Below are 20176 nucleotides of genomic sequence, written 5' to 3'. Positions count from 1 at the left end.
GACCTATGACCAAGACCATCGACAAGACCATGAGCGCGGCCGACGTGGTCGGCCAGCTCGCCGACGGCATGACCATCGGCATCGGCGGCTGGGGCCCGCGCCGCAAGCCCATGGCACTGGTGCGCGAGATCCTGCGCTCGCCGCTGAAGGACCTGACCGTGGTGGCCTATGGCGGCCCCGAGGTGGGCATGCTGTGCGCCGCCGGCAAGGTGCGCCGGCTGGTGTTCGGCTTTGTCTCGCTCGACGTGATCCCGCTCGAGCCGTACTTCCGCCAGGCGCGCGAGCGCGGCCTGCTGGCGGTGACCGAGCTGGACGAAGGCATGCTGCAGCTGGGGCTGCGCGCCGCCGCGGCGCGCCTGCCGTTCCTGCCGACGCGGGCCGCGCTGGGCACCGACGTGCTGGACCGCAACCCGCACCTGAAGACCGTCCGTTCGCCGTACGACGACGGCGAGGTGCTGCTGGCAATGCCGGCGATCCCGCTGGATGCGGCGCTGCTGCACGTGAACGAAAGCGATGTGCTGGGCAACACCCGCATCGACGGCCCCGATCCGTTCTTCGACGAGTGGTTCGCGCGCGCCGCGCAGCGCTGCTATGTCAGCTGCGAAACGCTGCACCCGCGCCTCGAAGACACCGAGCTGGCGCGTGCCCGCAACAACCCGTTCGAGCGCGCGCTGGTGACCGGCGTGGTGCACGCGCCGGCGGGGGCCCATCCCACTTCGTGCGCGCCGGCCTATGGCTGGGACCTGCCGGCGTTGAAGTCCTATTGCGCCAGCGCCGACGCCGAAGACGGCTTCCGCGCCTACCGCGACGAGGTGGTGGGCCCCAGCGAGGCGCACTACCTGGCGTGCATCGGCGGCCCTGGCCACGTGCACGACCTGCCGCTGCCCGTACTTTGATCCTAAGGAGCGACCGTGAGCGCCACTTATGAATTTACCCGCGCCGAGCTGATGATCGCCGTCGCCGCCCGCGCCTGGCGCGACGACGGCGAGGTGCTGGCCACCGGCATCGGCACCGGCCCGCGCATCGCCGCCGGCCTGGCGCGGCTTGCGCACAACCCCGGCCTGCTGCTGACCGACGGCGAGGCCTACCTGGTCGAAACGCCGGTGCCGCTGGGCCCGCGCGAACCGGATTACCAGGTGCGCGCCAGCGGCTGGATGGGCTATGCGCGCGTGTTCGATTGCCTGTGGGGCGGGCGCCGCCATGCGCTGGTGATGCCGACGCAGATCGACCGCTTCGGCCAGGCCAATATCTCCTGCCTGGGCGGCACCCATGCGCAGCCCAAGACCCAGTTGCTCGGCGCGCGCGGCTTCCCGGGCAACAGCATCCACCACGCCAATTCCTTCTTCGTGCCGGGCCACAGCCCGCGCGCCTTTGTTGCCGGCGAAGTCGACATGGTCTGCAGCGTCGGCTACAACCCGGCGCGCCAGATCGAAGGCATGCGCAGCTTCATCGACCTGCGCGTGATCGTCACCGACCTGTGCGTGATGGATTTCGGCGGCGCTGACCATGCCATCCGCGTGCGCTCGCTGCACCCCGGCGTCAGCCTGGAGCAGGTGCAGGCCGCCACCGGCTTTGCGCTGGCCAACCCGCCCGGCGAAGCGCTGCCGGAGACGGCGGCACCGACGCCGGAAGAACTGCGGCTGATCGCGCAGCTCGACCCGCACAACCTGCGTGCCGCGATCGTGCGCGGCAATCCTTCCGGACGCGCCTGAGGCTGCCATGACATCGCCTGCCATCGAACCCATCAGCCTCGGTCCGAACGCCGAGGTGCTCTACCAGGTCGCCGACGGCATCGCCACGGTGACCATGAACCGGCCGCAGTTCCACAACGCGCAGAACTCGAAGATGACGTATGCGCTGGACGAAGCCTACCGGCGCGCCGCCGCCGACGACGCGGTCAAGGTGATCGTGCTGCGCGGCGCGGGCAAGCACTTCTCCGCCGGGCACGACATCGGCACGCCGGGGCGCGACATCAACGAGACCTTCGAGCGCGCCTCGCTCTGGTATGACCACGTCAACAAGCCCGGCGGCGAGTTCCTCTATGCGCGCGAGCAGGAGGTCTACCTGGGCATGTGCCGGCGCTGGCGCGAACTGCCCAAGCCCACCATCGCCATGGTGCACGGCGCCTGCATCGCCGGCGGGCTGATGCTGGCCTGGGTGTGCGACCTGATCGTGGCGTCCGACGATGCTTTTTTTGCCGATCCGGTGGTGCGCATGGGGATTCCGGGCGTGGAGTACTTCGCGCATGCGTATGAGCTGCACCCGCGCATCGCCAAGGAATTCCTGTTCCTGGGCGAACGCATGGGCGCCGGGCGCGCCGAGCGCATGGGCATGGTCAACCGCGTGGTGCCGCGCGACGCGCTCGCGGACACGGTCTACGGCATGGCCGCCAAGGTGGCGCAGATGCCGCGCCTGGGCCTGACCCTGACCAAGCAGGCGGTCAACCACGTGGAAGACCTGCAGGGCAAGCGCACCGCGATGGATGCGGTCTTTGCCTGGCACCACTTTGCCCACGCGCACAACGAACTGGTCAGCGGCGACAAGCTGGGCGGCTACGACGCGCGCGCGATGGCGGCGTCACAGCGTACCGGCGGCGAGGAGAAGGCATGAGCCCCGGCATGAACGCCGCCAGCCTGCACACCGTGCTGTGCGACCTGCTCGGCTGCCGCTATCCGATCGTGCAGACGGCAATGGGCTGGGTGGCGGACGCCAAGCTGGTTGCCGCCAGCGGCAATGCCGGTGCCTTCGGCTTCCTGGCCGGCGCCACGATCCCGCCGGGCGAGGTCGAGCGCGAGATCCTGCGCGTCAAGGCGCTCAGCGACCGGCCCTTCGGCATCAACTTCCACATGTTCCAGCCCAACGCGCACGAGGTCATCGAGATGGCGATCCGCCACCGGCTGCGCGCGGTCAGCTACGGGCGCGGCCCGGACGCGAAGATGGTCGGCCGGCTCAAGGCGGCAGGCATCATCTGCATGCCGACGGTGGGCGCCGCCAGGCACGCGGCCAAGGCCGTTGAAATGGGCGCGGACGTGGTCACGGTGCAGGGCGGCGAGGGCGGCGGCCATACCGGCGGCACGCCGACCACGCTGCTGCTGCCGCAGGTGCTGGACAGCGTCAACGTGCCGGTGGTAGCGGCGGGCGGCTTCTTCGACGGCCGCGGGCTGGCCGCGGCGCTGGCCTACGGCGCCGCCGGCGTGGCCATGGGCACGCGCTTCCTGATGTCGGCCGAGTCGCCGGTGCCGGCGCAGACGCTGGAGCGCTACGTCAAGGTACGCGACCCGGGCCAGATCCGCGTATCGCTGGCAATCGACGGGCTGCCGCAGCGGATGATCGACAACGATTTCCTGGTCGGGCTGGAAAAGGCCGGCCCGCTGCGCCGCACCTGGCTGGCGTTGTGCGCCGCGCGCAAATGGCAGGCGCGCACCGGCATGCGCAGCACGCAGCTGCTGGCGACCGCCTGGCGCGCGATGCGGGAGCAGGACTACAGCGCCGCGCAGACGCTGATGGCCGCCAACGCGCCGGTGCTGATCCAGCGCGCGATGGTGGAGGGGTGCCCGGATGAGGGCGTGCTGCCCAGCGGGCAGGCGGCCGCGGCGATCGGCGCGATCGAGTCGTGCGAGCAGATCGTGGCGGGGATGGTGGTGCAGGCGCGAGCTCAGCTTCAGGCGCTGGCATCACGGCAAGCTGTACTTCGTTGATGGTCCCGGCCCTCACCCCGGCCCTCTCCCGCAAGCGGGAGAGGGAGCACCCGACCCGAGCGGTCAGGACTGCAGGCGTTGCAGGCGCCGCCGGTGTGCTCCCCTCTCCCGCCTGCGGGAGAGGGGCAGTGGGTGAGGGCAGGCGCTTCCAATGCGAGGACCCATCAAAGCCGCCCAACGCACAAACCTACATGACAGGCAAAGCCACCATGAACACGAACGACCAACCCTTCCGCATCGACACCGCCGACGGCATCGCCGAGCTGGTGATCGACCACCCGCCCGTCAACGCGCTCGACAACGCCGGCTGGCATGCGCTGGCCGCGGCCATCGACCGCCTCGGCGCCGATCCCGCGGTACGCGTGATCGTGCTGCGCGGCGAAGGCCGCGGCTTCTGCGCCGGCGTCGACATCAAGGAGCTATCGGCGCATCCCGAACGCATCGTCGGCGTCAATGCCGGCAACTACGCCACCTTCCGCGCCGTGCACCGCAATCCCAAACCGGTCATCGTCGCCGTGCACGGCTTTGTGCTGGGCGGCGGCATCGGCATCTGCGGCGCGGCCGACATCATCGTCGCGTCGGCGTGCGCGCGCTTTGGCGTGCCCGAGATCGACCGCGGCGCCATGGGTGGCGGCGCGCACCTGCAGCGCATGTTCGGCGTGCAGAAGGTGCGGGCGATGTATTTTACCGGCGAGATGATCGACGCCGCCGAGGCCTATCGCCTGGGCGCGGTGGAACGCGTGGTGCCGCGCGCCGGACTGCGCGACGCCGCCATGGCGCTGGCGCGCCAGATCGCGGCCAAGAGCCCGGCCATGCTGCAGCTGGCCAAGGAAGCGCTCAACGGCGTGGAAGACGGCAATCTCGAGGACAAGTACCGCTGGGAGCAGGGCTTCACGCTGCAGGCGTACATGAGCGCCGATTCCGGCGAGGCGCGCGCCGCCTTTGTCGAAGGCCGCGAGGCTTCCTTCGCCGCAGTGGAGCAGGGAGCCCGCGATGCAGCTTGAATACACCGACGCCCAGCGCGCCTTCCGCGACGAGGTGCGCGACTGGATGGCCGCGCACGTGCCGCGCACGCCGCTGGCGAGCTTCGACACCGAAGAGGGCTTTGCCCAGCACCGCGCCTGGGAAGCCACGCTCAACCAGGGCCGCTGGAGCATGGTCACCTGGCCGTCCGAACTGGGCGGGCGCGGCTGCGACCTGATCGAATGGCTGATCTTCGAGGAAGAGTACTGGCGCGCCGGCGCGCCGATGCGCGTCAACCAGAACGGCATCTTCCTGCTTGGGCCGACGCTGATGGAATTCGGCACCGAGGCGCAGAAGGCGCGCTTCCTGCCGCGCATGGCCGCGGGCGAGCATATCTGGGCGCAGGGCTGGTCCGAGCCGAACGCCGGCTCCGACATGGCCGCGATCCGCTGCAGTGCGATCCGCGACGGCGACGACTACGTGATCAACGGCCAGAAGATCTGGTCGACGCGCGCGGTCTGGGCCGACTGGCTGTTCGGCCTGTTCCGCACCGATCCGGCGTCGACGCGCCACCATGGGCTGACCTTCGTGCTGGTGCCGCTCGACACGCCCGGCATCACCGTGCGGCCGATCCGCCAGCTCAACGGCCAGACCGGTTTTGCCGAGATCTTCTTCGATGACGTGCGCGTGCCGATGGAGAACCGGCTGGCGGCCGAGGGCGCCGGCTGGCAGGTGGCGATGGCCACCGCGGGCTTCGAGCGCGGGCTGATGCTGCGCTCGCCCGCCCGCTTCCAGGAAACCGCGCGCGCGCTGGTGCGTCTCTACCAGGCCAACCGCGAGGCCGCGGACCGCGACCCGTCGCTGCGCGAAGCGGTGCTGCGCGCGTGGATGGATGCCGAGGCCTACACGCTGTCGACCTACGCCACCGCGAGCCGGCTGGTAAAGGGCGGCCATATCGGCGCGGAGTCGAGCACCAACAAGGTGTTCTGGTCCGAGCTGGACATCCATATGCACGATACCGCGCTGGCGATCCTGGGGCAGGCCGCCGAAGTCGCGCCGGCCGGCCAGCCGCCGGGTTCGCTCGGCCACTGGCTGGATGGTTTCCTGTTCGCGCAGGCCGGGCCGATCTACGCCGGCACAAACGAGATCCAGCGCAACATCGTCGCCGAGCGCCTGCTCGGCATGCCGCGCGCATGACGGCACCCGGGGGAAACATATGGATTTCGCATTGACCGAAGAGCAGGAGCAGTTTGCCGAGGCGATCCGGCGCTTCCTGATGACCGAGATGACGCCGGAACTGACGCGCGAGCTGTGGCTCACCGAGACGGGCCGCTCAGATGCGTTGTGGCGGCAGCTGTCCGACCAGGGCATGACCGCCGTGATGGTGCCGGCGGAGCAGGGCGGGCTCGGGCTCGGCGAGCTCGAATGGGCGCCGCTGGCGCAGGCATGCGGCTATTTCGCGCTGCCTGAGCCGCTGCTCGACACCGCGCTGGTGGCGGCTGGCCTGCTGCGCGACGCACTCGACGCCGCGCCCGACGACGCAACGCGCGCGCGTTGCACTGCGCTGCTGCAACGCATCGCCGCCGGCGAGGCGCGCGTGGCGGTGGCGCACCCGCAGGACAGTCTGGTGGCGGACGCCCATGTCGCCGACGCCATCCTGTGCGCGCATGAAGGTGCCGTGCACCTGCTGCGGCCGGACCAGGCCACGCTGACCGCGCGCACGGGCCTCGATCCGTCGCGCCGGCTGTTCGAGCTGGCTTGGACGCCGAGCGCCGAAACCGAACTGTTGCCGGCCGCAGCTGGTGCCGGCCTGTGGGACGCGGCGCTGAACCGCGGCGCGCTGGGCGTGGCCGCGCAGCAGCTGGGCCTGACCCAGCGCATGCTCGACCTGGCGATCGACTACAGCGCGCAGCGCAAGCAGTTCGGCAAGGCCATCGGTGCATACCAGGCAGTCAAGCACCTGCTGGCCGACGTGGCGATCCAGCTGGAGTTCGCCAAGCCGGTGCTGCTGCGCGCCGCCGCCGCGCTGGCGCACGGCCTGCCGCATGCCGGCCTGCATGTGTCGCACGCCCGCGTCGCCGCCGCGCGTTGCGCGTGGAGCGCGGCACGCCAGGCGATCCAGGTGCATGGCGCGATGGGCTACACCTGGGAGCTGGACCTGCAGATCTTCACCAAGCGCGCCTGGGCCCTGGCCGGAAGCTGGGGCGACCGCGCCTTCCACAAGGCACGCCTGGGCGCGCACATCCTGGACGGCGAGCACGCGCTCGGCGCCGGCGCCACCTTTGCCTGAATGGCCCGATCCCAAGGAGACCAATGACCATGAAACACGCCTATATCGTTGATGCCCTGCGCACCCCCACCGGGCGCCGCAAGGGCGGACTGTCGCACCTGCACGGCGCCGACCTGGGCGGCTTCGTGCTTGCCGAGCTGGTGCGCCGCAACGGCATCCCGGCCGAGGACTATGACGACGTGGTGTTCGGCTGCGTCGACACCATCGGTCCGCTGGCCGGCAATATCGCGCGCAGCGCGTGGCTGGCGGCCGGGCTGCCGCTGACCGTGCCGGGCGTGACGGTGGACCGCCAGTGCGGCTCGTCGCAGCAAGCCGTGCACTTTGCCGCGCAGGCGGTGATGAGCGGCACGCAGGACGTGGTGATCGCCGGCGGCGTGCAGACCATGACGCAGATCCCAATCTCGTCGGCGATGCTGGCGGGGCAGGCGCTCGGCTTTACCGACCCGTTCTCGGGCAGCAAGGGCTGGCAGGCGCGCTTCGGCGCTGCGCCGGTGTCGCAGTTCCACGCGGCGCAGCGCATTGCCGAGCACTGGAAGCTGTCGCGCGAGGCCATGGAAGCCTATGCGCTGGAAAGCCACCAGCGCGCGGCCGCGGCGATCGAGGGCGGCCGCTTCGCGCGTGAGATCGTGCCGTGCGAAGGCGTGACCCGGGATGAAACCCCGCGTCCCGATACCACGCTGGCCAAGATGGCTTCGCTGGAGCCGCTGATGCCGGGCAGCTCGCTGACCGCTGCCGTGTCCAGCCAGACCGCCGATGCCGCCGCCGCACTGCTGATCGTTTCGGAGGACGCGCTCAGGCGCTACGGCCTGACGCCGCGCGCGCGCATCGCCCATATGAGCGTGCTGGGCGACGACCCGTTGTGGATGCTGACCGCGCCGATTCCGGCGACGAAGCGCGCTCTGGAGCGCAGCGGGCTGCGCCTGGCCGATATCGACGTGGTCGAGATCAACGAAGCCTTCGCCTCGGTGGCGATGGCGTGGCTGGCCGAGACCGGCTACGCACCCGAGCGCACCAACCCCAATGGCGGCGCGATCGCACTGGGCCACCCGCTCGGCGCCACCGGCGCGCGCCTGATGACCACGCTGCTGCACGAACTCGAACGCACCGGCGGCCGCTATGGCCTGCAGACCATGTGCGAGGGCGGCGGGCTGGCCAACGTCACCATCATCGAACGACTGTAAGGAGGCCATCATGGGTATCTGCGACGGACGCACCGTCATCATCACCGGCGCCGGTGGCGGGCTGGGCCGCGCCTATGCGTTGGCCTTCGGCGCCGAGGGCGCCAACGTGGTCGTCAACGACATCCGGCGCGACGCGGCCGAAGCGGTCTGCGCGGAGATCCGCGCCGCCGGCGGCAGTGCGCTCGCCTGCGATGACGACATCACGCAGCTGGCCACCGCGCAGCGCATCGTCGAGGCCGCGGTCGAGGCCTATGGCGAGGTCCACGTGCTGGTCAACAACGCCGGCATCTGCCGCGACCGCATGTTCGTCAGCCTCACCGAGGCGGACTGGGACGACGTCATGCGCGTGCATCTGCGCGGCCACTTCTGCTTGGCCAACCTGCTGGCGCGGCGCTGGCGCGATGCCGCCAAGGCCGGCCGCACGGTCGACGCGCGCATTATCAATACCAGCTCCGGCGCGGGCCTGCAGGGCTCGGTGGGGCAGTCCAACTACGCCGCCGCCAAGGCCGGCATCGCCGCGCTCACGCTGGTGCAGGCCGCGGAGCTGGGCCGCTACGGCATCACCGCCAACGCGCTGGCGCCGGCCGCTCGCACCGGCATGACCGAAGACGTGTTCGCCGACATGATGAAGGCGCCGGAAAGCGGCTTCGATTACTACGACCCGGCCAACGTTGCGCCGCTGGTGGTGTGGCTGGGCAGCGCGGAGTCCGCGCAGGTCAACGGTCGCATGTTCGAGGCGGCCGGCGGCATGGTGTCGGTGGCAGACGGCTGGCGCACCGGGCCGAAGGCCGACAAGGGCGCACGCTGGCAACCGGCCGAAGTGGGGGCGGCGGTGGCGGGGCTGCTGGCGCAGGCGCAGCCGCCCCAGGCGGTGTACGGCAGCTGAGCGCGACGGCCATGGATTTCTCCAGTTCCGTCGAATTCGGGGTCGAACACCAGATGGTCCGCGACAGCGCGCGCGACTACCTCGCCGCGCACAGCGATTCGGCAGCGGTGCGGCGCGTGACCGAGGCCGGGCCGGCTCACGACGACGCGCTGTGGCACGCGATCGCGAGCGAACTCGGCTGGTGCGGCATCGCGCTGCCCGAAGCCGTCGGCGGCGCTGGCCTGGGGGCGCCCGGGCTGGTGCTGCTGCAGGAGCAACTGGGCCAGCGCCTGGCGTGCGTGCCGTTCTGGTCGACCGCTTGCGTGGTGGCGCCGTGGCTGCAGGGCAGCGTCGGCCACAGTGGACCGTGGCTGGAGCGGCTGGCCACGGGCGAGTGCCGCGCCGCGGCGGTGCTGCCGGACGATGGCGGCTGGCATTACGACGGTGTCCCGGTCACCGCGCAGGCAGGGGCGGACGGTTTCGCGCTGCGCGGCAGCGCCGCCCAGGTGGCCGATGCCGCCGGGGCCGACTGGCTGCTGGTGCCGGCGCGGCTCGAAGATGGCGCGCCGGCGCTGTTCCTGCTGGAGCCCGTTGCGCTGGCGCAGGACGCGCGCTTCGCCATTGCGCCGCTGGACACGCTCGACCGCACGCGGCCGCTGGCGTCGTTGCGGTTCGACGGCGTGGCCGTTGCCGCCAGCGCCTGCCTGGCGCGCGGCGACGCCGCCGTCCAGGGCCTGGCGCAGGCGTGGTGGCACGGCAAGCTGATGCTGGCTGCCGAACAGCTCGGCGCCGCGCAGCAATGCCTGGACCTGACCGTTGCCTATGCCGCGGAGCGCATCCAGTTCGGCCGCGCCATCAGCTCGTTCCAGGCGGTCAAGCACCGCTGCGCGCAGATGATGGTGCTGGTCGAGGCGGCGCGCTCGGCGGTGTATGGCGCGGCGCAGGCGTGGGAGACAGCGGCCGTCGCCGACGCGCGGCTCGAGGTTTGCGCCGCCGCCGTTGCCGCCGACGACGCGCTGCGCTTCTGCGCGCAGGAAGCCATCCAGCTGCATGGCGGGGTTGGCTTCACCTGGGAATACGACCCCCAGCTCTATTTCAAGCGCGCGCAGGCCGCCAGCCACTGGCTGGGCGGGGCCGGCGCCGCGCTTGCCTACATCGCCGCCAACGGCCCGCAGGCATGGAGGACAGCATGAAAGCGAATGACGAGTCGGCATTCCGCGCCGAGGTGGCGCGGTGGCTGGCCGAAAACCTGGCCGGCGAATTCGAATGCCTGAAACACCGTGGCGGCCCTGGCGACGAAGAGGCCTATCCCGAGTTGCGCAAGGCGTGGGAACGGCGCCTGGCGGAGGGGGGCTGGACCGGGCTGGGCTGGCCGCGCGCGCATGGCGGGCGCGAACTGCCGGTGATGCAGCAGGTGATCTTCCATGAGGAATACGCGCGCGCCGGCGGCCCGGGCCGCATGGGGCATATCGGCGAGGGCCTGATCGGCCCGACGCTGATCGCCTTCGGCACCGAGGACCAGAAGGCGCGGCTGCTGCCCGGCATCCGCAACGGCACCGCGTTCTGGTGCCAGGGCTATTCGGAGCCCGGCGCGGGCTCGGACCTGGCCAATGTGCGCACGCGCGCAGTGCGCGATGCCGCCAGCGGCGACTGGCTGGTCAGCGGGCAGAAGGTCTGGACCTCGCTCGCGCATGAATCCGACTGGATCTTCGTGCTGGCGCGCTGCGAGCCCGGCTCGCGCGGCAGCAAGGGGCTGGTCTTCCTGATGCTGCCGCTGGACCAGCCCGGCATCGAGATCCGCCCGATCCGGCAGATGGGCGGTGGCGCCGAGTTCAACGAGGTGTTCTTCGACGGCGCGCGCGCCGCGGCCGCCGACGTGCTGGGCGAGCCCGGCGACGGCTGGCGCATCGCCATGGCGCTGCTCGGCTTCGAGCGCGGCATCTCCACCCTGGGCCAGCAGATGCAGTTCACGCATGAGCTGGAATGGGTGGCGCAGGCCGCGCGCGACAACGGCAGCAGCCGCGATGCGCTGGTGCGCCAGCGCATCGCGCGCGCCTGGGCCGGCCTGCGCGTGATGCGCGCCAATGCGCTGCGCATGCTGGCCGGCGCGGCCAGGGCAAGCGAGGACGGCGGCACCGCGCTGCAGCGCGAGGCGCTGATCTACAAGTACTACTGGTCCAACTGGCACCGCGACCTGGGGCAACTGGCGCTGGACGTGCTGGGCCCGCTGGCCAACGTGCTGGACCGGGCCGAGACGGGCGATGTGCGCCGCACCCGGCTGCAGCAGATGGCGCTGTTTTCGCGCGCCGACACCATCTACGCCGGCACCAACGAAATCCAGCTCAACATCATCGCCGAACGCGGGCTGGGCATGCCGCGCGAGGCCCGAGGAAAGTCATGACCCTTCACGCAGAAACCCCCAGCGCCCCGGCCTATGTGCCGGGTCACCAACTGCTCGCCGGCAGGAGCGTGCTGATCACCGCCGCCGCGGGCGCCGGCATCGGCTTCGCCGCCGCGCGCCGCTGCGCGGAAGAGGGCTGCCGCGCGCTGATGATCTCCGACATCCATCCCATGCGCCTGGACGAGGCGGTCCAACGCCTGCGCGCCGAGACCGGGCTGCAGGCCATCCATGGCCATCTGTGCGATGTGTCCGACGAAACGCAGGTGCGCGCACTCGTGGCCGCCGCGGAAGAAGCACTCGGCGGCACCGACGTGCTGATCAACAACGCCGGCCTGGGCGGCTCGCGCCGCCTAGTTGATATGGACGATGCCGAGTGGTCGCGCGTCATCGATATTTCTCTCACCGGCACCTTCCGCATGACGCGCGCGATGCTGCCGCACATGCAGGCGCGCCGCCGCGGCGCGATCGTCAACAACGCCTCGGTGCTGGGCTGGCGGGCGCAGAAGGAGCAGTCGCACTACGCCGCGGCCAAGGCCGGGGTGATGGCGCTGACGCGCTGCAGCGCGATGGAGGCCGCCGAGTATGGCGTGCGCATCAACGCGGTGGCGCCGAGCATCGCGCTGCACGACTTCCTGAAGAAGTCGGCACCGGCGGACCTGCTGCGGCAGCTGAGCGAGCGCGAGGCGTTCGGGCGCGCGGCGGAGGTGTGGGAGGTGGCCAATGTGATGGTGTTTCTGGCTAGTGACTATGCGTCGTATATGACCGGGGAGGTGTTGCCGGTGAGCAGTCAGCGGGCTTGAGGGACGGCTGGGATGCGGTCGACCCGCTGAGGGTTTGCTCCCCTCTCCCGCTTGCGGGAGAGGGGGGGTGAGGGCGGGCGTTGGCCATAGGGACGCGCGTCACTTCGTTGATGCTCCGGCCCTCACCCCCACCCCTCTCCCACGTTGTGGGAGAGGGGAGCCTTCGCGAAGGGCGCTGGCTACGATCGTCGCCGGAGCCTGCCATCCTTCTGACCGGGAAGCACAGTTGGTACTCGAATCAATGCTGGAACCAAACATGCCAAGAATCTTCCGTTCCGCCGAAGACATCCACGCCGCCGTCGGCCAACACCTGGGCGCCAGCGCCTGGACCCGCATCACCCAGCAACAGGTCGACCAGTTCGCCCGTGCCACCGGCGACCACCAGTGGCTGCACGTCGACCCCGAACGCGCCGCGCAGGGCCCCTACGGCGCCTGCATCGCCCACGGCTACCTGACGCTGGCGCTGGTCAACCAGTTCCTGCCGGAACTGGTCGCCGTCGAGGGCATGAAATTCGGCGTCAACTACGGCTGCGACAAGGTGCGCTTCCCGGCGCCGGTGCGCGTCGGCGCGCGCGTGCGCGGCGTGGGCGAGGTGGTGCGGGCCGAGACCCTGGAGGGCGGCGTGCAGTCGGTGGTGCGCATGACCGTCGAGATCGAAGGCGAGCCCAAGCCCGCCTGCGTGGCTGAGACCATCAGCCGCTACTACTTCTGAACAGGAATCCACAGCATGAAAGACGCAGTCATCGTCGCCGTCGCGCGCACCCCCATCGGCAAGGCCTTCCGCGGCGCCTTCAACGATACCGAAGCCCCGGTGCTGGGCGGCCACGTGGTGCGTGCGGTGGTGGAGCGCGCCGGCGTGGACCCGGCCGACGTCGACGATGTGCTGATCGGCGCGGCCGCGCAGCAGGGCACCCAGGGCTACAACCTGGGCCGCCTGAGCGCGGTGGCGGCGGGCCTGCCCGACAGCGTGCCGGGCATGACCATGGACCGCATGTGCGGCTCCGGCCTGATGACGATTGCGGCCGGTGCGCGCGCGATTCAGTGCGGCGAGGCCGACATCATCGTCGCCGGCGGCGCCGAGTCGATCTCGCTGACGCAAAACAAGCACAAGAACAGCTATCGCGCCCAGTCCGAAGCGGTGCTGGCGCGCCAGCCGGCGGCCTACATGGCGATGATCGAGACCGCCGAGGTGGTGGCACGCCGCTACGGCATCAGCCGCGCCGAGCAGGACGCCTACGCCTGGCGCAGCCAGCAGCGCACTGCCGAAGCACAACGGCGCGGCGCCTTCGATGAGGAGATCGTGCCGCTGGAAACGCGACGCGCGCTGTTCGACAAGGCCGGCACGCCGACCGGTCACGAGACCGTGCGGCTGGCGCAGGACGAATGCAACCGGCCCGACACCACCGCTGCCAGCCTGGAGGCGCTCAAGCCCGTCTGGAGCGGCGGCCAGGCCGTGGCCGTGGGCGAGCACATCACCGCCGGCAATGCCTCGCAGCTGTCCGACGGCGCCGCCGCGGTGCTGCTGATGAGCGCCGACGAGGCACGCCGCCGCGGGCTGCGACCGCTCGGGCGCTACCGCGGCATGGCGCTGACGGGCTGCGCCCCGGACGAGATGGGCATCGGCCCCGTGTTCGCGGTGCCGAAGCTGCTGGCGCGCCATGGCATGACAGTGGCCGACGTGGGCCTGTGGGAGCTGAACGAGGCCTTTGCATGCCAGGTGCTGTACTGCCAGCAGAAGCTGGGCATTCCCGATGCGCGGCTGAACGTCAACGGCGGCGCGATTTCGATCGGCCATCCGTTCGGCATGTCGGGCGCGCGCATGACCGCGCACGCGCTGATCGAAGGCCGGCGGCGCGGCGTGCAGCAGGCCGTGGTGACGATGTGTATTGGGGGCGGCATGGGGGCGGCGGCGTTGTTCGACGTATTGCCATAAACGAAGCTGCCGGCTTTTTCCCCTCTCCCACGCCAGTGGGAGAGGGGGNGGGGGTGAGGGCCAGAGCTTCCACGAAGTTGGGCGTGTCGGCATTGCGAGCGCCGGCCCCCACCCCCACCCCTCTCCCGCAAGTGGGAGAGGGCAGCAAACAAACAACATCACTCCAACACGGAGGAGACATCATGAAACGACTGATCGGCATCGCCATGTCGCTGGCCGTGCTGGCCACCGCGGTGTGGGCCTTCGCGCCGCGTCCGCTGCCGCCGTTCCCGGCCACCGCGCTGCGCCCCGATGGCCTGCAGGTCAACGGCATCGCCCGCGCCGGCGAGCGCCTGGTGGCCGTGGGCGAGCGCGGCAAGATCCTGTTTAGCGATGACCTGGGACGCAGCTGGCGCCCGGCAGCGGTGGACAGACCGCAAGGCGCCACGCTGACGCAGGTTGCCTTTGCCGACAGCCGGCGCGGCATCGCGGTCGGCCACAGCGGCCAGATCCTGCGCACCGAAGACGGCGGCGCGCACTGGCAGCAGGTCGGGTTCGATCCGGAATCGTCGGATCCGCTGCTCGGCGCGCTGGCGCAGGCCAGCGGGCCGTGGTTCGCGGTGGGCAGCTTCGGCCGTTTCCTGGTGTCGCGCGACCAGGGCCGGCACTGGCAAGACGCTGGCGGCAAGGCCATGCAGGACCGCCACCTCAACGCCATCGCCAGCGACGGGCAGGGGCGGCTGATGCTGGTCGGCGAGGCCGGGCTGGTGCTGCGCTCCACCGATGGCGGCAGCCAGTGGGAGCCGGTCAAGACTCCTTACGAAGGCTCGCTGTATGGTGTGCTGCCGCTGCGCGACGGCGCCTGGCTGGCCTTCGGCATGCGCGGCAATGCCCTGCGCAGCGAAGACTTCGGCACCACCTGGCGCGCGGCGGAGACCGGCCTCAGGACCTCGTTCTTCGGCGGCGCCGAGCTTGCCGACGGCCGCATCGTGCTGGCCGGGCAGGGCGGCGTGCTGGTGATGTCCGCCGACGGCGGGCGCCGCTTCGCCGCGCTGCCGGCGGGCAGCCCGCAGACCCTGGCGGCGCTGGCCGCCACCGGCAAGGACACGCTGGCGCTCGGCGGCAACGGCGGCCTGGCCAGCGCCACGCTCGCCGCCAATCCCTGAACCCGACCGACCGGACGCGAGAACCGACATGACCCGCCCCCAATCCTCCGGCCGCCTGGGCCGCTTCGTCGATGCCTGCGCCGGCGTGCTGATGCGCCGGCGCCGCCTGCTGCTGTTGCTGTGCCTGGCCGTGACCGTGGCGCTGGGCTTCTCCGCCACGCGCCTGCGGCTCGATCCCGGCTTCAACAAGATGATCCCGCTGCAGCACCCCTACATGCAGGTGTTTACCAAGTATGCGAGCACTTTCTCCGGTGCCAACACCGTGCTGGTGAGCCTGCGCTGGAAGGGCGATGGCGACATCTACAACGCCGCCTTCATGGACAAGCTGCGCCACGCCACCGATGAAGTGTTCTTCATCCCCGGCGTGGACCGCTCGCGCGTGTTCTCGCTGTTCACCCCCAACGTGCGCTACACCGAGGTCACCGAAGCCGGCTTCCGCGGCGACGTGGTGGTGCCGGGGCGCTTTTCCGGCGCACCGGACGAGCTCGACAAGGTGCGGCGCAACGTGGCCCGTTCCGGCCAGATCGGCCGGCTGGTCAGCAATGACCTGAAGTCGGCGCTGATCCGCGCGGAGCTGCGCGAGACCGACCCGGCCACCGGCAAGACCATCGACTACGGCTCGGTGGCGCGCCAGCTCGAGAAGATCCGCGCGCAGTTCGGCGGCACCGATGTCGAAGTCAATATCGTCGGCTTCGCCAAGCTGGTGGGCGATGTCGAGGACGGCATCGCCGGCGTGATGGGCTTCTTCGCGCTGGCCTTTGCCGTCACCGCGCTGCTGCTGTGGCTGTACACGCGCTCGCTGCGCATCACCGCGCTGGCGCTGGTGGTGGCGCTGCTGCCGGTGGCCTGGCTGCTGGGGCTGCTGCCGCTGCTGGGCTACGGCATCGACCCGATGTCGATCCTGGTGCCGTTCCTGATCTTCTCGATCGGGGTCTCGCATGCGGTGCAGATGACCAATGCCTGGAAGCAGGAAGTGGCGCAGGGGCATAACCCGTTAGACAGCGCGAGCGCGGCCTTCCGCAAGCTGTTCATCCCCGGCACCGTGGCGCTGCTGACCAATGCGCTGGGCTTCATGGTGATCATGCGCATCGAGATCGATATCGTGCGCGAGCTTGGCATCACCGCCTGCCTGGGCGTGCTGCTGATGATCGTGACCAACAAGGTGTTCCTGCCGATCCTGCTGTCGTACACGCGGCTGGAGCCGTCGGCGCTGGCGCGGGCAACACGCGCAGCGCACGCAACGGGACAGGGCAGCCTGTGGCACAAGTTCGGCGCGCTGGCGCGGCCGGCGCCGGCGCTGGGCGTGTTTGTCGCGGCGCTGGCGCTGCTGGCCTGTGGCGCGATCGAGTCGCGCGACCTGAAGATCGGCGATGTCGGCACCGGCGCGCCGGAGCTGCGCGCGGATTCGCGCTATAACCGCGACAGCGCCAGTATCGTCAGCCAATACAACATCGGCTCGGACGCGCTGACCGTGGTGGTCGAGCCCACCGGTTTCGATGACGGCTGCTTGCACTACCCGGTGATGAGCGCGGTGGAGCGCTTCGAGATGCATATGCGCGGCGTGTCCGGGGTGCAGTCGGTGGTCAGCGTGTCGTCGCTGGCCAAGGTGGTGATCGGCGCCTACAACGAGGGCAACCCGCGCTGGGAGGCGCTGCCGCGCAACAGCGCCGGCCTGAGCCAGGGCGCCAAGGCCTTCGACCCCGACAACGGCATGAACACGCCGAACTGCCAGGCGATCCAGGTGCTGATCTACACCGCCAACCACGAAGGCGCGACCATCGCCCACATCATCCGCGAGATCCGCCGCTTCAATGCCAGCGACAAGACCCCGAACGTGGCCTTCCGCCTGGCGGGCGGCAATATCGGCGTGATGGCGGCGACCAACGAGGCAGTGGAAGAGGCCGAGGTGGCGATGCTGCTGGCGATCTTCGGCGCGATCACGCTGCTGTGCCTGCTGACGTTCCGCTCATGGCGCGCGGTGCTGTGCATCATCGTGCCGCTGACGCTGGTGTCGGTGCTGTGCAATGCGCTGATGGCGCGGCTGGGCATCGGCCTGAAGGTGTCGACGCTGCCGGTGATCACGCTGGGCGTGGGCGTCGGCGTGGACTACGGCATCTACCTGTACGAGCGCATCCAGCACCAGATCCGCGAGGAAGGGCAGGCGCTGCCGCAGGCCTTCGCCGAGGCCATGCGCCAGCGCGGCTCTGCGGCGCTGTTCACGGCGCTGACGATGTGCATCGGCGTGGGCACGTGGGCCTTTGCCGCGCTCAAGTTCCAGGCCGACATGGGCATCCTGCTGGCGTTCATGTTCCTGGTGAACCTGTTCGGCGCGGTGTCGCTGCTGCCGGCGCTGGCGGCGTGGCTGGGCGTCGAGCAGGAAGAGCGCGCCCGCGCCAGGGGACATGCCACCAGGCCGGCCGGGGCCGCCATCGGCGGCGAGTCGGGGCCGGTCACGCCTGGCCTGAAGTCCGATACGGCTTGAACATCGCTACCGGAGAAACTGCATGCCCGCGATCCAGGACTCCGCCGCGCCGGCGTTCACCCCGCTGCGCCTCGGCCCGCTGACGCTGCGCAACCGCTTTATCAAGGCCGGCGCGAATGAAGGCATGACGCCGCAAGGCCTGCCGACCCGGGCGCTGGTCGAGCACCATCGCGCCCTGGCCGCGGGCGGGGTGGGCATGACCACGGTGGCCTACGCGGCGGTTGCCGACGACGGGCTGACCTTCGCGCACCAGCTCAGCCTGCGCGAGGAGCAGGTGCCGCACCTGCGCGTGCTGACCGACGCGGTCCATCGCGAAGGCGCGGCGGCCTGCCTGCAGATCACCCACGCGGGCTCGTTCACCACCATGCGTCACGGCGGCAGCCGCGCGCCGGGCAGTGCCTCGTCGGGCCTCAATGCCTTCGGCATGATGCACGGCGTGTATTTCCAGCGCGCCATGCGCTTGCCGGACATGGAGCGCGTGGCCGCGCAGTTTGCCGTGGCGGCGCGGCTGGCGCGCGACGCCGGCTTCGACGCCGTGGAAATCCACATGGGGCACGGCTACCTGCTCAACCAGTTCCTGTCGCCGCTGAGCAACCGGCGGCGCGATGCCTTCGGCGGCAGCGTGGAAAACCGGACCCGCTTTCCGGCCGCGGTGCTGCGCCGGGTGAAGGACGCGGTCGGCGCCGACCTCGCGGTGTGCTGCAAGCTCAGCGTCAGCGACGGCGTGCCGGGCGGCAACCAGCCCGCCGACTCGGCGCTGAGCGCGCGCCTGCTGGAAGCCGAGGGCGCGGACCTGCTGACGCTCAGCGGCGGACGCAACGTGGAAAGCCCGTGGGCGCTGTTCGGCAGCCCGATGCCGACCGCGCAGATGAAGTCCGCCGCACCGACCGCGCTGGCGCGCCTGGGCATCACCATGCTCGAGAAGCGCACGCCGCGCGACCTGGCCTTCCGCGAACTGTATTTCCTCGAAGCCTCGCGCGTGGTGCGCCAGGCGGTGCGGATGCCGCTGGCCTATATCGGCGGGGTCAAGGCGCTCGATAACGTGGCGCAGCTGATGGGGGAAGGCTTCGACGCCGTCGCCCTGGCGCGCGCGCTCATCCACGACCCCGCGCTGGTCTCCGGCTGGCGCACCGGCGCGTTGCGGCGTTCGGCCTGCGACAGCTGCAACGGTTGCGTCGCGCGCATCTACGATCCCGCCGGGGTCAGCTGCGTGCACGGCCCCGGCAACGACCCGGCTCTGACCCGCATGGTTGCGCTGCAGTAGTCCGATGGGACGATGAGGGCCCGGCCGGACGCCCCTATCTTGAAGGTCCCACGGGATTTCAAGGAGACAGACGCCATGAGCGTTCAAGGCTACAAGATCGAATCGCGCCCGCCCGAGGCCCGCTACGCGCGCGGCTGGCATTGCCTGGGCCTGGCCGACAGCTACCGCGACGGCAAGCCGCACACGCTGGACATCTTCGGCAGGCGCCTGGCGGCATTTGCCGACTCGTCCGGCGCGATTCGCGTGATCGACGGCCACTGTCCGCACATGGGCGCCGACCTCAGCACCGGCACCGTGCAGGGCGACAACCTGGTGTGCCCGTTCCACGGTTGGCAGTGGGGCGGCGACGGCGCCTGCAAGTCCATCCCCTATTGCAAGCGGGTCCCGCCCAAGGCGCGCATCGGCGCCTGGGAAACCTGCGAGCAGAACCGCCTGCTGTTCATCTGGCACGATCCCGAAGGCCGCCCGGCACCGCCGGAAGTCGCGATCCCGCGCATCGACGCCTGCTTCTCGGACGCGTGGTCCGACTGGGCCATGGACGAGATGGTGATCCAGACCAACTGCCGCGAGCTGGTCGACAATATCTCCGACATGGCGCATTTCGGCGTGGTCCATGGCGCGCCGGTGGACTACTTCGCCAACCTGTTCGAGAACCACAAGGCCACGCAGCTGATGATCGGCCGCAGTGCCCGGCTCTCCGGCGACTCGCGGCTGACGGCGCTGTCCACGTACTTCGGCCCGGCCTACCACATCACCGACATGAGCGGCCGCATGGGCGACCAGGAGATCCACTCGGTGCTGCTGAACTGCCATGTGCCGATCGATCTGAACAGCTTCGTGCTGCGCTACGGCGTGCTGGTGAAGAAGGTGCCCGGGCTGTCCGACGAACAGAACCGCGCCATGGCGCAAGCCTATGTCGACCAGGCCCGCGCCGCGTTCTACGAGGACGTGGCGATCTGGGACAACAAGATCCGCATCGACAACCCGCTGCTGTGCGAAGGCGACGGGCCGATGTACCAGATGCGCGACTGGTACCAGCAGTTCTATACCGACGTGGAGCAGGTGCGGCCGTCCAGCGTGGCACGGCGGGTGGTCGAGATGAATCCGGGCAACATCGAGCCGCCGGTGCTGCGCCACGTGTTCGAGGACTGACC

18 protein-coding genes are annotated in these 20176 nt (G+C 70.4%); all 18 read left to right on the top strand.

Annotated elements, in window-relative coordinates:
- Positions 1-5: 5 nt before the first annotated feature.
- The 18 genes from A3AG_RS0130500 to A3AG_RS0130415 all read left to right on the top strand — a co-directional run bounded on the left by A3AG_RS0130500 (position 6) and on the right by A3AG_RS0130415 (position 20174).
- Entirely contained in the window at positions 6-896 is an 891-nt protein-coding gene (locus A3AG_RS0130500; protein WP_018009060.1) for a CoA transferase subunit A, read from the top strand.
- A 15-nt stretch (positions 897-911) separates the two neighbouring features.
- A complete protein-coding gene (locus A3AG_RS0130495; protein WP_018009059.1) occupies positions 912-1712 on the top strand; it encodes a CoA-transferase subunit beta in 801 nt (266 codons plus the stop codon).
- Between the two features lie 7 nt (positions 1713-1719).
- Positions 1720-2610 carry an enoyl-CoA hydratase gene (locus A3AG_RS0130490; protein WP_018009058.1) on the top strand — a complete coding sequence of 297 codons (891 nt, stop codon included), beginning with the start codon at positions 1720-1722 and terminating at the stop codon, positions 2608-2610.
- Between the two features lie 8 nt (positions 2611-2618).
- Positions 2619-3698 carry an NAD(P)H-dependent flavin oxidoreductase gene (locus tag A3AG_RS0130485; protein ID WP_081610791.1) on the top strand — a complete coding sequence of 360 codons (1080 nt, stop codon included), beginning with the start codon at positions 2619-2621 and terminating at the stop codon, positions 3696-3698.
- Positions 3699-3907: 209 nt separating this feature from the next.
- Positions 3908-4702: an enoyl-CoA hydratase family protein gene (locus A3AG_RS0130480; RefSeq protein WP_018009056.1), complete on the top strand. Its 795-nt coding sequence runs from the start codon at positions 3908-3910 to the stop codon at positions 4700-4702.
- Positions 4692-5858: an acyl-CoA dehydrogenase family protein gene (locus A3AG_RS0130475; RefSeq protein WP_018009055.1), complete on the top strand. Its 1167-nt coding sequence runs from the start codon at positions 4692-4694 to the stop codon at positions 5856-5858. The genes A3AG_RS0130480 and A3AG_RS0130475 overlap by 11 nt, the downstream gene beginning before the upstream one ends.
- Before the next feature lie 19 nt (positions 5859-5877).
- Positions 5878-6951: an acyl-CoA dehydrogenase family protein gene (locus A3AG_RS0130470; protein WP_018009054.1), complete on the top strand. Its 1074-nt coding sequence runs from the start codon at positions 5878-5880 to the stop codon at positions 6949-6951.
- A gap of 29 nt (positions 6952-6980) precedes the next feature.
- Complete coding sequence (locus tag A3AG_RS0130465) at positions 6981-8132, top strand: acetyl-CoA C-acetyltransferase (protein WP_026164583.1); 1152 nt, start codon at positions 6981-6983, stop codon at positions 8130-8132.
- Positions 8133-8142: 10 nt separating this feature from the next.
- The gene (locus A3AG_RS0130460; protein ID WP_018009052.1) at positions 8143-9018 is read left to right on the top strand and encodes an SDR family oxidoreductase; all 876 of its coding nucleotides are present in this window, start codon (positions 8143-8145) and stop codon (positions 9016-9018) included.
- 11 nt (positions 9019-9029) lie between these two features.
- Entirely contained in the window at positions 9030-10190 is a 1161-nt protein-coding gene (locus A3AG_RS0130455; RefSeq protein ID WP_018009051.1) for an acyl-CoA dehydrogenase family protein, read from the top strand.
- A complete protein-coding gene (locus tag A3AG_RS0130450; protein WP_018009050.1) occupies positions 10187-11398 on the top strand; it encodes an acyl-CoA dehydrogenase family protein in 1212 nt (403 codons plus the stop codon). Before A3AG_RS0130455 ends, A3AG_RS0130450 begins: the two co-directional genes overlap by 4 nt.
- Positions 11395-12198 (top strand): SDR family oxidoreductase, encoded by an 804-nt coding sequence (locus tag A3AG_RS0130445; RefSeq protein WP_018009049.1) that lies wholly within the window; start codon positions 11395-11397, stop codon positions 12196-12198. Before A3AG_RS0130450 ends, A3AG_RS0130445 begins: the two co-directional genes overlap by 4 nt.
- A 256-nt stretch (positions 12199-12454) precedes the next feature.
- Positions 12455-12910, top strand: a complete 456-nt coding sequence (locus A3AG_RS0130440; RefSeq protein WP_018009048.1) for a MaoC family dehydratase — start codon at positions 12455-12457, stop codon at positions 12908-12910.
- Positions 12911-12925: 15 nt separating this feature from the next.
- Positions 12926-14131 (top strand): acetyl-CoA C-acyltransferase, encoded by a 1206-nt coding sequence (locus A3AG_RS0130435; RefSeq protein WP_018009047.1) that lies wholly within the window; start codon positions 12926-12928, stop codon positions 14129-14131.
- Between the two features lie 182 nt (positions 14132-14313).
- Complete coding sequence (locus A3AG_RS0130430; protein WP_018009046.1) at positions 14314-15276, top strand: WD40/YVTN/BNR-like repeat-containing protein; 963 nt, start codon at positions 14314-14316, stop codon at positions 15274-15276.
- 28 nt (positions 15277-15304) lie between these two features.
- A complete protein-coding gene (locus A3AG_RS0130425) occupies positions 15305-17758 on the top strand; it encodes an efflux RND transporter permease subunit (protein WP_018009045.1) in 2454 nt (817 codons plus the stop codon).
- 22 nt (positions 17759-17780) lie between these two features.
- Complete coding sequence (locus tag A3AG_RS0130420) at positions 17781-19022, top strand: NADH:flavin oxidoreductase (RefSeq protein WP_018009044.1); 1242 nt, start codon at positions 17781-17783, stop codon at positions 19020-19022.
- Between the two features lie 75 nt (positions 19023-19097).
- Positions 19098-20174, top strand: a complete 1077-nt coding sequence (locus A3AG_RS0130415) for a 3-ketosteroid-9-alpha-monooxygenase, oxygenase component (protein ID WP_018009043.1) — start codon at positions 19098-19100, stop codon at positions 20172-20174.
- Positions 20175-20176 lie beyond the last annotated feature (2 nt).

Source organism: Cupriavidus neocaledonicus (assembly GCF_000372525.1).
Taxonomy (GTDB): Bacteria; Pseudomonadota; Gammaproteobacteria; order Burkholderiales; family Burkholderiaceae; genus Cupriavidus; species Cupriavidus neocaledonicus.
The sequence above is the reverse complement of the archived record's forward strand: the minus strand, read 5'-3'. Positions and strand labels throughout refer to the sequence as shown.